This window comes from Paraburkholderia sp. 2C, assembly GCF_054589215.1.
Map to the genome: position 1 here is coordinate 286,457 of NZ_BAAILL010000050.1, position 13,115 is coordinate 299,571.

At 64.8% G+C, this 13,115-nt stretch carries 12 protein-coding genes; all 12 read right to left on the bottom strand.

What is annotated here, in order from left to right; all coding sequences use genetic code 11:
- Position 1: 1 nt before the first annotated feature.
- A complete protein-coding gene (locus tag ACYPXD_RS28230) occupies positions 2-1,405 on the bottom strand; it encodes an amidase (protein ID WP_459719314.1) in 1,404 nt (467 codons plus the stop codon).
- Entirely contained in the window at positions 1,402-2,343 is a 942-nt protein-coding gene (locus ACYPXD_RS28235) for a DUF1028 domain-containing protein (RefSeq protein WP_459719316.1), read from the bottom strand. The genes ACYPXD_RS28230 and ACYPXD_RS28235 overlap by 4 nt, the downstream gene beginning before the upstream one ends.
- A 51-nt stretch (positions 2,344-2,394) precedes the next feature.
- On the bottom strand, positions 2,395-3,105 hold the full coding sequence (locus ACYPXD_RS28240; RefSeq protein WP_459719318.1) for an ABC transporter ATP-binding protein: 711 nt from the start codon (positions 3,103-3,105) through the stop codon (positions 2,395-2,397).
- On the bottom strand, positions 3,102-4,937 hold the full coding sequence (locus ACYPXD_RS28245) for a branched-chain amino acid ABC transporter ATP-binding protein/permease (protein WP_459719320.1): 1,836 nt from the start codon (positions 4,935-4,937) through the stop codon (positions 3,102-3,104). Before ACYPXD_RS28245 ends, ACYPXD_RS28240 begins: the two co-directional genes overlap by 4 nt.
- The gene (locus ACYPXD_RS28250) at positions 4,930-5,763 is read right to left on the bottom strand and encodes a branched-chain amino acid ABC transporter permease (RefSeq protein WP_459719692.1); all 834 of its coding nucleotides are present in this window, start codon (positions 5,761-5,763) and stop codon (positions 4,930-4,932) included. The genes ACYPXD_RS28245 and ACYPXD_RS28250 overlap by 8 nt, the downstream gene beginning before the upstream one ends.
- Before the next feature lie 22 nt (positions 5,764-5,785).
- Complete coding sequence (locus tag ACYPXD_RS28255; RefSeq protein WP_459719323.1) at positions 5,786-6,940, bottom strand: substrate-binding protein; 1,155 nt, start codon at positions 6,938-6,940, stop codon at positions 5,786-5,788.
- 66 nt (positions 6,941-7,006) lie between these two features.
- Positions 7,007-7,777: an SDR family NAD(P)-dependent oxidoreductase gene (locus tag ACYPXD_RS28260; RefSeq protein ID WP_459719326.1), complete on the bottom strand. Its 771-nt coding sequence runs from the start codon at positions 7,775-7,777 to the stop codon at positions 7,007-7,009.
- Positions 7,778-7,789: 12 nt separating this feature from the next.
- Positions 7,790-8,788 carry an acetamidase/formamidase family protein gene (locus ACYPXD_RS28265; protein WP_459719328.1) on the bottom strand — a complete coding sequence of 333 codons (999 nt, stop codon included), beginning with the start codon at positions 8,786-8,788 and terminating at the stop codon, positions 7,790-7,792.
- A gap of 43 nt (positions 8,789-8,831) precedes the next feature.
- On the bottom strand, positions 8,832-9,536 hold the full coding sequence (gene urtE, locus ACYPXD_RS28270) for an urea ABC transporter ATP-binding subunit UrtE (RefSeq protein WP_459719330.1): 705 nt from the start codon (positions 9,534-9,536) through the stop codon (positions 8,832-8,834).
- A gap of 2 nt (positions 9,537-9,538) precedes the next feature.
- On the bottom strand, positions 9,539-10,291 hold the full coding sequence (gene urtD / locus ACYPXD_RS28275; RefSeq protein ID WP_459719333.1) for an urea ABC transporter ATP-binding protein UrtD: 753 nt from the start codon (positions 10,289-10,291) through the stop codon (positions 9,539-9,541).
- Positions 10,288-11,427, bottom strand: coding sequence for an urea ABC transporter permease subunit UrtC (gene urtC / locus ACYPXD_RS28280; protein WP_459719335.1), 1,140 nt, complete (start codon positions 11,425-11,427; stop codon positions 10,288-10,290). The genes urtD and urtC overlap by 4 nt, the downstream gene beginning before the upstream one ends.
- A partial coding sequence (gene urtB / locus ACYPXD_RS28285) for an urea ABC transporter permease subunit UrtB (RefSeq protein WP_459719337.1) occupies positions 11,424-13,115 on the bottom strand: 1,692 nt, incomplete at its 5' end. The genes urtC and urtB, both read right to left, overlap by 4 nt.

Genomic DNA, 13,115 nt, shown 5'->3' on the forward strand with positions numbered 1-13,115 from the left:
GTCATCGAATAACACTCCTTGCGATCGGCGAGCGCATCGTGTTCCAGCGATGCACGTTTTCATAGGCTTGCGCCACGCGCAGCACGGTGGCCTCGTCGAATGCCTTGCCGACGATCTGCAGGCCAACCGGCAATTCGCGCGCATCGAAACCGCACGGCAGCGACAGCGCCGGCAAGCCGGTCAGATTGAACGGATACGTGAGCCGCCACGACGCCGCCAGCGGACTTTCCTCGAGTCCGCCGGTACTCACCGACGCCTGGCCGCGACACCATGCGGTCACCGGCGACGTCGGCGTGACGATCGCATCGACGCGCTCGAACACCGCGTTGAAGTCTTCAATCAGCAAGGTGCGCAACTGCTCTGCCTTCAGGTAGTCGGCGGCCGTCACCATGCGGCCGATTTCGACGAGCGTGCGCACGTCGTCGTTCATCGCGGCTGTCGCGCCCCGTTGCAGGCCGCGGTCGTGATAAGCACTCGACGACGCGAGCTCGATCGCATAGATCGCGCCGAGGCCGTATTGCAGATTCGGCACTTCGAAATCGACGATCTGCGCGCCGAGCGCGGCGAGATCGGCGATCGCGTTCTCGACGAGCGCTTCGACATCGACTTCGTTCGCGCCAAAAAAATGATTGCGGCACACGCCGATGCGCAAGCCCGCCACGCCCGCATCGAGCTGCGCGGTAAAGTCGGGCACGGGCAGGTCGGCGCTGCCGGCGTCGCGCGCGTCGAAACCGGCCAGCACGTTGAGCAGCAACGCGGCGTCGCGCACCGACAAGGCCAGCGGCCCCGCATGATCGAGCGACCAGCTATGCGGCACGATGCCGGCGCGGCTCACGCGGCCGAAGGTCGGCTTGAGGCCGACCACACCGCACAGGCTCGCCGGAATGCGGATCGAGCCGCCGGTGTCCGAGCCGAGCGCGCCGAACGCGAGGCCTGCCGCAAGCGCGGCGCCGGAGCCGCCGCTCGAGCCGCCGGGGATGCGCGACAGATCCCATGGGTTGCGCGTCGGCGGCGTCTCGGTGCCCCACGCGAATTCGTGCGTGCGGGTCTTGCCGATCAGCACCGCACCCGCCGCGCGCAGACGCGCGACGGCGGCCGAGTCCTCGTTGGGGAACGCATAGCCGGGCGCGCGGCTGCCCGCGGTGGTCGGCATATCGGCTGTCAGGTAGTTGTCCTTGACCGCGATCGGCACGCCATGCAGCGGTCCGCGCCGCTCGCCGCGCGCGATTTCCTCCGCACAGCGCAGTGCGTCCGCGCGGACATGCGGGTTCAGGCATTCGTAGGCGAGCACGTCGGTGTCGAGGGCTTCGATACCGGTGAGCAGTGTATCGATCACATCGACGGGGGAGATGCCGCCGTCGGCAATGCGTGCCGCAAGTGAAGTCAGATCGTCGACGTCGCTCATGGGCGCTCCCCGGCGGCGCGCCCGGCTGGGCGGGAAACGCGCGTCAGGTCGAACACGATCGCCGGATGACGCTCCGCCAGGTCGAGCGTGCGCAGCTTGTCGATCTCGGTGAGTATCGTTCGGTATACCGACAGATTGTGTGCAATGCGATTGTCCGCGAAGTCGACGCCGATCCAGCGCGCGAGTTCATCGACGCGTTCATCCGCCGTGCCCTGCGCGTGCCGCGTCGCGCCCGGCCGGGACGGCGGCGGTGTCAGCAGCATCCGCGTCACTGCCGGTGGCGGCGCCCGGCCGGGATCGTCGCGCGTCGGCATGCCTTCGACGAACGGCACGAGCTGGTGTCGCGCGAGCTCGAATACGCGCCGCAGTTCGGGCACCGGGTTCTGATGTTCGTCGACGCGCAAATCGACCCATGCATAGGCTTCATCGCGCATGACCTTGAGCGCCGCCGACTGGCGGCCGCGCAGATCGCCGCCGGCGGCCTGCCCGGCTTCGAGCGCCTGCATCAGGCGTTCCTCGAGCGCGAGATCCGGGGTCGCTTCGAACGCGGCCTGCATCGCATCGAGGGTGGCGGCGCCGACCAGCATGTTGCCCTGAATCGCATACGCCGCACCGGTGCGCTGCCCGGCCCAGCCCGTGCATTGCGCACCGGTCCATGCCGCGCCGTGCCCGCGCCCGCCAATCAGGCCGATCTGCCGCAAATCGGCGGCCGGATCACCGCCGAGCGCCTGCGCCAGCGCACTCTCCGCGTCGGCGCCGCGTTCGAGCAGTTCGAGCGCGCTCAGCGCGAGATACGGATTCACCCACGATTGCGTCGACACCGCGCCGACGCCCGCGCGCGCATAGATACACATTGCGCCGACGGCCGGCACCGCGGTACTGACCGCTACGCCGAGCGCACCGCTCGTCGGGCAGCGCGCGACAATCGAAAATGTCATGAAAAACAGTCTCCGTGGCTAATGCGGAAAAAAGCTGGTGCGGTAACAAAGCTAAAGCGATAAAAAACGTGCCACGGTTTCGTGCGCCGCCGGGTCCGCTGTCGAACCCGCGGCTGGAATCTCGCCGAGTTCGAGCACCGCATAGCGATTCGCGACGGCAAACGCAAAGTGCACATGCTGTTCGACGAGCAGCATCGATGTGCCGGAGCGATCGCGCTCGCGCGTCAGAATGCCGACCAGCCGTTCGATCACCGAAGGCTGCATGCCCTCGGTGATTTCGTCGATCAGAATCAGCTTCGGTTCGCGGATCAGTGCGCGCGCGACGAGCAACATCTTCTGCTCGCCGCCCGACAAGGTGCCCGCCTTCTGCCGCAAACGCTGCTTCAGAAACGGGAACAGGTCTTCGATACGCGCAAAAAGCGGCTTGAAATCGCGGTCGCGCGCGAGTGCGAGCTTCAGGTTTTCTTCGACGGACAGATCCTGAAACAGCGCCTGTTCCTGCGGGATATACGCGACGTCGCGCCGCGCGATGCGGTTCGGCGGCAGGCCCGCGATGCGCTCGCCGAACAGCGCGATATCGCCGCTCTTCGGGCGGATATAGCCCATCAGCGTTTTCAGCAGCGTCGATTTGCCCATGCCGTTCTTGCCCATGATCGCGACGACCTCGCCGCGCGCGAGCGTGAGGTCGATGCCCTTGAGCACCATCGCTTCGCCGTAGCCGCTTTGCAGCGCGCCGATCTCGATTGCCGCTGGCGTGCTCATGCGCCGTCCTCCGTGCTGGCCGTTCCCGTATGCGATTCGCCCGCATACACGGCGCGCACGAGGTCGGAGTTCACGACCTCGTCGACGCCGCCATCCATCACGATGCGCCCTTGATGCAGCACGACGATGCGCGAGCTGATCTGCCGCACGAAATCGAGGTCGTGCTCGACGAGCAGCAGGCACATCCGGTAGCGCGTCGCGAGCGATACGAAGATCGAGCCGATCTGCGTGCGTTCCTGCTTCGTGAGGCCCGCGGTCGGTTCGTCGAGCAGCACCGTGCGCGGCTCGAGCGCGAGCACCATCGCGAGCTCGAGCGCCTGCTTCTGGCCGTGCGACAGATAGCGGCACGGCCGCTCCGGAATGCGATCGAGGCCGGTGAGCCGCAGCACGTCGAGCGCGGGCTGAGGTAATTCAAGCGTCGTCGCGCGCTGCCATTTCGATGGCCGCGCCACGCGATAGCGCGCGATCCGCAATGCTTCGGCAACGCTCAGCGAATCGAATACGGTCGCCGTCTGGAATTTGCGTCCGACACCGAGCGCCACGCAGTCGTATGGCGCAAGCCGCCGGATCTCGGCGCCGCCGATTTCGACGGTGCCGCCGGAGCGCTGCGCGCCGTCGGCGATGCAGCGCATCAGCGTGCTTTTGCCGGCGCCGTTTGGTCCGATCAGGCTCAGCAGTTCGCCGGCATGCGCATCGAAGCTGATGCCGTCGAGCACCTTGAGACTGCCGAAATGCTTGTGTATGCCGCGCAGCGATAGCGCGGGACGCGGCGTTCCGTCGGTCGCGTCATCGCGCTCGCGTGCGGGCGCCGCGACAAACGTGACGGCAACCGGCGCGGGGCCTTTCCGGCGCGGCAGCGCGCGGCGCACGCCATCGGCGACCAGCGGCGCCAGCCCGCGCGGCATCGCGACGATCACGACGACGAACGCGATGCCGATCAGCAGCGTCCAGATATATGGCAGGTCGCCGCTCAGATACGCGCTGCCCGTATCGATCAGCAGCGCGCCGACGATCGGACCCAGCAGCGAACCGCGTCCGCCGAGCGCGACCCAGATCACGAGTTCGGTGCCGAACACGAAGCCCGCATACTCGGGCGCGACGACCATCTGCACGCAGGCGAACAGAAAGCCCGCGAAGGCCGCGACAAGCGCGCAGGTGTCCATCAGCCGAGACTTGTAGCGCGACACGTCGATGCCGAGATACTCGCAGCGCGACTCGTTCTCGCGAATCGCGACGAGCAGCCGGCCTGCGTCGCTGCGTACGAAGAGCCACGCGATCACCGCCAGCACCGTGAGGAATGTACCGGCGATAAAGAACCACGCTTCGAGCGGCAGATCGATGCTGTCGAAGCCCGACAGCCCGCTGCTCGAGCCGGTGAACTCGCCGCCCGAATAGATCGCCTGCACGAGCACGATCGGCAACACCAGCGTGACGACCGACGCGTAGAGCGGCGATGCGCCGTGGTAAAACGCGAGCCAGCCGATCGCGCGCGACACGAGCCACGCGGCAACGAGCCCGGCGGCAAGCGCGCCGGCGGCGAGCAGCGGCGAATAGCCGGCGTGCACGAAGACAAGCCCCGCCGCATAGGCGCCGATACCGAAGAACGCCGACTGTCCGAACGTCAGGATGCCTGTGTAACCCCACAGCAGATCGACAGTCAACGCGAGCGCCGCATACAGAAACGAGCGGATCAGGTTGTTGACAAGAAAGGTAGGCAGCACGACGCTGCCCACCGCCAGCACCGCGAGCGCGACGACGCCCACGGCGAGCGGCATGCGCCACGCCGGCGCGACCGGCACGCGCAACGGCATGGTCGAAACAGGATCAGCCACGAGCAAAACCCTCCGGCCGGATACGCAACAGTAATGCGGCGAGCACCGCGATCGTCAGGCCGCCGAGCACCGGATTGACATATGTGCTGACGAGCACCTGCGCGCCGCCGAGCACCGTGCTTGCCACCGCAAGATTGACGAGCGACGCGCCCGCCACCAGGACGAGCATGAAGGCGCCGACCACCCACGCGACGCCCATATTCGGATCGACGCTCGCGAGCGGCGTGATCAGGCAGCCGGCCAGCGAAGCAAGCGCGGCGCCCGTGCAGAACGTGATAAAACGCACGCGCGCGCTGCTGATGCCCAGACCGCGCGCGAGCGCCTCGTTCATAATGACCGCGCGTGTTTGCAGGCCGAGGCGCGTGCCGTTGAGCAGCCAGCCAAGCGCGAGCGCGATGACCAATGCGACGCCGACGAGCACGAGCCGGTACGCCGAGTACTGCGCGCCGAGCCAGTGAACCGCACCGGTCAGCGGGCTCGCGACCATCTGCACGCCGCGCCCGAACGCGAGCGTGATCAACTGGCCGACGATAATGCCGAGGCCCCACGTCGCGAGAATCGCATCGAGCGGACGCGCATAGAGCGGCCGCACGATAAAGCGTTCGACCGCCATGCCGAGCACAAAGCCGATCGCGAGCGAACAGGGAATGCTCCACCACCAGCCGAGCCCCGCCTGTGCGACGATCACGCTCGCGTAACCGCCTGTCGTCAGGAATGCGCCGTGCGAGAAGTTGATGATTTTCATCACGCCGAATACGAGCAGCAATCCGGTCGATACGATAAACAGGATCGCTGCCGTCGTGACGATATCGAGGCCCAGGTTCAACATCGCGGTCGCCTCGCTGCGCTTACTTGAGCGCCGGGCACTGCGCGCCCGGATCGACGTTGTTGAACGACTGGATCACCTTCACCGAACCGTCCGCCTGCACCTGGCCCAGATACATCGTCAGCGGCGTATGGCGCTCCTTGTCCATCTGGATCTTGCCGCGCGGACCGTCGAACGAAACCTGCGCAAGCGCGGGTATCACCTTCGCGGTATCGACGGTGCCGGCTTTTTCGACCGCGGCCTTGTACAGATAGATCGCTTCGTATTCGGGCACCGACAGATCGTTCGGCGTCTTCAGATCGGCGCCGAAGCGCTTTTGCATCGCCGCGAGAAATTGATGATTGGCAGGCGTGTCGATGTTCGTCACGTACGAGCCGGAAATATAGATGCCTTCCGCGTCGGCGCCCATGCTTTTTGCCGTGCCTTCGTCGACGGCGAGATTGCCGTACGGCAGCTTCACGCCGGCTGCGCGCAGCTGTTTCGTCAGCGTGACGTTCGGCGCGCCGCCGGCCGTCGAGGTGATGATCGCGTCGGGTTTCGCCGCCTGCAGCTTGCTGATGATCGACGTCCAGTCCGAGCCGTCCATCGGCAGATATTCGTTGCCGACCACCTTGCCGCCCTTCTTCTCGATGTAGCTCTTCGTAAAGTCGAGCATGCCGCGGCCGAATGCGTAGTCGCTGCCGATCAGAAAGAACGTCTTGGCATGCTGCTGCTTCATGAAGTAGTCGACGATCGGTGCGACCTGCTGGTCGGGCACCCACGCGTCGACGTACATATAGCGGTTACACGAGCGGCCTTCATAGAACGACGTGTAGATGAACGGCACCTTGCCGCGCGAGACGATCGGCAAACCGGCGTTGCGCGCGGCGCTCGTTTCCATCGAGATCAGCGCATTGACCTTCTTGTCGAAAATCAGCGAATCGAAGGCCTTTTGCGCGCCCGCGGCACCGCTGCCGTCGTCGGCCACTTCGAGGCTCACCTGACGGCCGAGAATACCGCCTTTCGCGTTGATTTCGTCGACTGCGAGTTGCGCCGATTGCACGACCGAGGGGGCAACGACGCTGTTCGCGCCGCTCAGGCCGACCGGTACGCCGATCTTGATCGGGTCCGCGGCGAACGCCGCGTGGGCCGTCAGAAGCAATGCGGCTGCCGTTGCCGCATAAGAGATGCGTTTCATTGTTGTATGGCTCCTTGTAATGATCGTTTCGATTAATACCGTTTCAGTCCAGCCGTTTGCCGCGTACTAAAACTGCACCCCGCGCGTCAGCGCACCGTCCACCACGAGGTTGGTCCCGCTGACGAAACTTGCCGCCGGGCTCGCGATAAACACCACCGCATTCGCAATCTCCTCGGGTTTCGCCATGCGGCCGGTCGGATTCAAGGCAAGCGAATCCGCGAACAGCTTCGGATCGTTGCGTTCGATGTGCTCCCACAGGCCGCCCGCGAAATAGGTGTTGCCCGGCGACACCGTATTCGCACGAATTCCCTTCGGGGCGAGTTGATAAGCGAGCCCTTGCAGGTAGTGCACGACGGCCGCCTTGAACGTGCCGTATGGCCCCGCCGCAAAATCGATCTCGCGCGCCGACACACTGGAGATGCCGACGATCGAAGGCGCTTTGCTTGCCTCGAGAAACGGCATCGCCGCATGCACGAGGTTCACCGTGCCCATCATGTCGGTCTCGAATTCCGCTTGCCACGACTCAAGTTCGTCCGCGGTCGACAAGGCACTGACGTTCGCGACGACGATGTCGAGACCGCCGAAATACTCGGCGACCGAACTCGTCCACGCCCGTAACGCAGCGCCGTCGGATACGTCGACGGCCGAGCCGGTCACGCGTACGGTTCCCGCAGCGCGTTGGGCCAGGTCGGTCACTGTCCGTTCGACCGCCGCGCCATCGCGCGCGCACAATGCGACGTCCGCGCCTTCGTCGACGAAGGCCTGCGCGATCGCGAGCCCGATGCCGCGCGTGCCGCCCGTGACGATCGCTTTCAATCCGTTGAGTTTCAAATCCATAACGGATCTCCTTTAGTCGGCGGCGGGCGCGAGATACTTCTTGTCGATCGCCGCGCCCACCGAATACTTAGGATCGACGAAGTTGCCAAGACGCACCTTCCCGCATTGGCTCAGCATCATGTAGGCATCCCAACGGTCGAATCCGTACTCGAGTTCGAGCCAGCGCACGAGTTCGTGATACGCGATGCGTGTCGCGTCCTCGAGCGGCCTCGCGCTGCCGATCGTCATCAGCAGCCGGTCGGTTTCGAGGCGCGGCCAGTCGATCTTCCAGCTTTTGATCAGATCGACGTGAATCGTCGTGGTGCTCGAGAACTCCACCGCCGTGCCGCACACTTCGCCATCGCCCTGGCATGCGTGCGCATCGCCGATAAAGAGTCGCGCGCCCGGCGAGCGCACCGGCAGGTAGGTGATGCTGCCCGGACCCATATCGGGCACGTCCATGTTTCCGCCGTGGTTATCGGGCGTCAGCGAATTGATCGAATCGATTTCCGGCGACAGGCTCAACGTGCCGATATGCGGCTTGTACGGCAGCTTGATGCGCTTGCTCCAGTACACGCCGTCTTCGTCAAGATCGATCTTGCGCGTGATCTCGGGCAGCGGCTCGTTCAATGTGGCCGTGTATTCGGTGCCCGTCAGCGCGCCGAAACGCGGAATCAGGCAGCACGTGCCGCGCGGATTGTCGCCGCGCGGTTGCATCGATTCGATGTACACCGCGACGACGTCGCCTTTCTCCGCGCCGTCGATCATGATCGGACCGTTCTGCGGATTCAGGAACGGCACCTTCAGGTGCTGGCTCGGCAGGTCTTTTTCCGTGCGGATCTTGCCGTCGAATGCGTCGCGCGTTTCGACGACGACACGGTCGCCCGGCGCGATGTTCAATACCGGCTCCGAATACGGGCCCATCGTGTAGTGAAACGTGCCCTGCCGCGCTTCGGTCAGTTCGTGCGTCGTGCCGACCTGACCGCGCGCGACGCCGCGTGTGTACATGATCGATTGTGAAAGCCAGTTCATCTACGTGTGTTCCTGTGAGGTTGATCGGAAGTGAGCGACATGTTCATACCGAGATCAGCGCCCTGACGTTGTTCGCCTCCATCTCGTCGCCGCGGCCGGCGGACACCACCTGTCCGCGCACGAGCACGACGTAGTCGTCGGCGACCGCCTGCGCGAAATCGAAAAACTGCTCGACGAGCAGAATCGACAGCGAACCCTTCAACGAACGGATCACCGCTTCGATCTCCATTACGATCGACGGCTGGATGCCTTCGGTTGGTTCGTCGAGAATCAGCAGCGTGGGGTTCGTCAGCAGTGCGCGGCCGATCGCGAGCTGCTGTTGCTGACCGCCGGAGAGATTGCCTGCAATGCGCCGGCGCATTGCCTTGAGCACGGGAAACGTCTGGAACACGTCGGCGAACGTGAATTGCCTACCGTTGCGCGATACGCTGCGCTCGCCCGCATAGGCGCCGATGCGCAGGTTTTCCTCGACGCTCAGGAGCGGGAAAATATCGCGGCCTTGCGGCACATAGCCCAAGCCCGCGGCAACGCGCCGGTGCGACGGCGTACGCGTGATCTCACGGCCGTTCAGCCGAATCTCGCCGGCCTTCGCCGGCAACAGGCCGACGAGGCATTTGAGCAGCGTCGTCTTGCCGACGCCGTTGCGGCCGAGCACCACCGTGCAGGCGCCGTCCGCCACGTCGAGCGAGACGTCACGCAGCGTGTGGCTGCTGCCGTAGTACTGGTTCAGCGATGAAATGGTCAGCATGGTCAGCGCCCCAGATAGACGCGAATCACTTCGGGATTCGCACGCACGCTCGCCATCGATCCCTCGCCGAGCAGCTTGCCTTCGTGCAGCACGCTGACGAGATCGGCAATCTCGCCGACAAAGTCCATGTCGTGCTCGATCACGACCACCGCGCGTTCGGGCGCCTTGAGCCGTGCGATCAGCTCCGCGGTGCGCGAGGTTTCGTGATCGGTCATGCCGGCCACCGGTTCGTCGAGCAGGATCACGTGCGGGTCGGCGACGAGCAGCATGCCGATCTCGAGCCATTGCTTCTGCCCGTGCGACAGCGTGCCCGCCATGCGCCCGCCTTCGGCCGCGAGATTGATCGTCTCCAGCACTTCGTCGATACGCGCGTGCTGCCGCGGCGTCAGACGCGAGCGCACCATATCCGCATAGCCGCGGCCGTTGCGGATCGCGAGCTCGAGGTTTTCGCGCACGCACAGCGCCTCGAATACACTGGGCTTCTGGAATTTGCGGCCGATGCCGAGACGGGCGATCGCGGTTTCATCGAGTACCGCGAGATTCGTCGTCTTGTTGAGGAACACTTCGCCGGCGGCCGGCCGCGTTTTGCCGGTAATCACATCCATCAGGGTCGTTTTACCGGCGCCGTTCGGCCCGATGATGGCGCGGATTTCCCCGTAGCGAAATTCCATCGACAGGTTCGTGATCGCGGCGAAACCGGAGAACGTGACGGACAGGCCGCTGATGTAGATCGCCGTTTGCGGTGTCGGACTCATCGCTGTCCATCCTGGCGCGGCTCGATCGCCGCCTTGAACGTGCCCCACACGCCGTGGCTGAAACACACGACGATCAGCAACGTGACACCTGCCAGGATGAACGGCCACACGGCCGGCAATTCCGCGGTAAGCCAGAACTTGATGCCGTTCACGAGAATCGCGCCGAGGATCGCGCCGACCAGCGTGCCGCGCCCGCCGATCGCCACCCACACCGCGATTTCGACCGACAGTTGCGGCGATACGATCGTCGGATTGACGATGCCGACCTGCGGCACGTACAGCATGCCGGCCAACGCGGCAAGCACCGCCGAGAGGCACCACGCGACGAGCTTCAGCGTATGCGTGCGATAGCCGAGAAAGCGCATGCGCGCTTCGTCGTCGCGCACCGCGATCAACGCGCGGCCGAACGCGGAACGCGTCAGATAGCGCACCGCGAGGTACGCCACCACCAGCAGCACGCATGAGGCGACCGCCAGCCCGATCTGCGTGCCCGTGGCCGCGACGGGGTGACCCGCGAGCCGCGTGAAACCGGTCATGCCGTTGTTGCCGCCGAGGCCGACGTCGTTGATGAATAACAGCAGCATCAACGCATACGTCAACGCTTGCGTGATGATCGACAGATAGACCCCGTTGATCCGCGAGCGGAACGTGACGAAACCGAATACGCCGGCCACGACGACGCTGATCGCGACCGTGGCGAGCACCGCGACGTCGAGCCTCGCGAGCACGGTCCACAGCTTCGGGAAGTCGTGCGCGCCCATGTATTGCATGAAGTCGGGCAACACATGGGTCTGCTCGTAAGCGCCGTTGAGCAGGTAGATCGCCATCAGATAACCGCCGATGCCGAAGAAGATGCCGTGCCCGAGGCTCAGAATGCCCGCGTAGCCCCATACCAGATCGAGCGCCAGCGCAAGCAGTGCAAAGCACATGATCTGCCCGATCAGGTTGATGCCGAACAGCGAAAGATGCAGCGCGCTCGATTCGGGCACGATGAAATAGGCGAACGGCAAATAGAGCGCCACGAGAATCAGCACCGGCGCGACGAACGCTTCCGTTGCCGGTCCCATCCATCGTGCGGCGAGACCCGATAACGTGAAGCGTCGCGAGGCGGTGTGAGGGTCGGGGAATGTGTTCATACGCGGGTCTTCAAAACAAAGAGTCCTTGCGGCCGTTTCTGGATGATCAGCACGATCAGCAGCAACACCGCGACCTTCGCGGCCACCGCTCCATAGAACGGTTCGATGAACTGGTTGATCTCGCCAAGCGCGAGCGACGACACCGCGGTGCCGACCAGACTCCCGGCGCCGCCGAGCACGACCACCATGAACGAATCGACGACAAAGCCCGTGCCCATCGACGGATTCACGCTGGCGATCTGCGTAAGCACGACGCCGGCGAGACCGGCGAGACCCGCGCCGAGGCCGAAGGCGATACGGTCGACGCGTTCGGCGGGCACGCCGAGACACTTCGCCATATCGCGTAACTGTGTGGTCGCGCGCATCAGCAGACCGAGCTTGGTGAGCCGGATGACCGCGAACGTGGCGACAAAAATCAGCAGCGCGAGGCCGATCGCGAAGAGCCGGTTATAGGTGACGAAGAAGCCGGGCGCGGCCTGCACGCCGCCGTTCAGAAAGGCCGGCGTCACGAACTCGAGGTTCTGCGAGCCAAACAGCACTTGCACGAGCTTGATCAGCGCGATGCTGACTGCCCAGGTCGCGAGCAGCGTTTCGAGCGGGCGGCGATACAGGAAACGGATCACGCAGAATTCGAGCAGCATGCCGCACACCGCGCACACCACGAAAGCGACCGGAATCGAGACGAAGATGTATGCATCGAATAGCGCGGGAAGATGCGCCTGCATGAAGCGTTCGACGAGCCACGTCGCGTACGCGCCGATCATGATGAATTCGCCGTGCGCGAGATTGATCACGCCCATCAGGCCGAACACGATCGAGAGGCCGAGCGCGGTCAGCAGCAAGACGCCGGCGTAGCTGAGCCCGCTGAAGAGTATCGACAGCGCCTTGCCGAACGAGAGCCACGTATCGATGTCGTGAATCGCAGCTTGCACCGCGGCGCGCAGATCGGGATCGTTTCGCACGGCATCCTGTGCGGCCAGGTTCGCGAGCGCGGTGCGTGCGGTTTCGCTCGGCACTTGCGCAACCGCGCGGATTGCAGCGAGCCGGTCGGCTTTGACGTCGCTGTTCAGGCCGCGCTTGGCAAGCGCGAGCGTCAGCGTCGCGGCGATGTCGGGGTTGTGTTCCTGTTTGCTTGCACGCGCAACGATGGCCGGATCGAGCAGCGTGAAAAACTTGTCGACCTGACGAGCCGCCGATGCGCGTTTGTCCTCGTCGTGCGAAAACAGGCTGATTTCCGCGGACGCGACGGCCAGCTTGCGCATCATCAGAATGCCAGGCACGTAAGGCAAATCAGCCGACGACGCTGCGCCGGTTGCCGGCTCGATGCTTGCGGCATCGAGCGGTGGATTGCCGGCGATCGTCGCGTGGCCGTTCTCGCCGCACACGAGTGCGCCGTTGCGCATCGCGTCGACGATCTGTGTCGCCCACGCCTGTTCGCCCGCATCGGACGACACGCCGCGTTCGACGAGTCGTGAAAGTGCGGCGGCCTTGTCGCCGTCCTGCGCGCAGAACGCGGCAAGCACGGCCGCGCGCGCCGCCGATGCGGACGCGTCGGCAGACGTCGCCGCTTTCGCGGCAACGGCGCTGACGCCTAGTGCCAGCGCTACGGTGACGGCAGTGATTGCCTGGAAGATTTGCCTGATGTTGATCACACGAGTTTTCCGGTCGATGCTGCCGCGGGGGGGGGG

What these genes read in the sequence shown, in the direction of transcription:
- ACYPXD_RS28255 (WP_459719323.1), bottom strand. Translation starts at nt 6,940, where the DNA reads ATGAAACGCATCTCTTATGCGGCAACGGCAGCCGCATTGCTTCTGACG.
- ACYPXD_RS28265 (WP_459719328.1), bottom strand. Translation starts at nt 8,788, where the DNA reads ATGAACTGGCTTTCACAATCGATCATGTACACACGCGGCGTCGCGCGC.
- ACYPXD_RS28240 (WP_459719318.1), bottom strand. Translation starts at nt 3,105, where the DNA reads ATGAGCACGCCAGCGGCAATCGAGATCGGCGCGCTGCAAAGCGGCTAC.
- urtD (WP_459719333.1), bottom strand. Translation starts at nt 10,291, where the DNA reads ATGAGTCCGACACCGCAAACGGCGATCTACATCAGCGGCCTGTCCGTC.
- ACYPXD_RS28235 (WP_459719316.1), bottom strand. Translation starts at nt 2,343, where the DNA reads ATGACATTTTCGATTGTCGCGCGCTGCCCGACGAGCGGTGCGCTCGGC.
- urtC (WP_459719335.1), bottom strand. Translation starts at nt 11,427, where the DNA reads ATGAACACATTCCCCGACCCTCACACCGCCTCGCGACGCTTCACGTTA.
- ACYPXD_RS28230 (WP_459719314.1), bottom strand. Translation starts at nt 1,405, where the DNA reads ATGAGCGACGTCGACGATCTGACTTCACTTGCGGCACGCATTGCCGAC.
- ACYPXD_RS28260 (WP_459719326.1), bottom strand. Translation starts at nt 7,777, where the DNA reads ATGGATTTGAAACTCAACGGATTGAAAGCGATCGTCACGGGCGGCACG.
- urtE (WP_459719330.1), bottom strand. Translation starts at nt 9,536, where the DNA reads ATGCTGACCATTTCATCGCTGAACCAGTACTACGGCAGCAGCCACACG.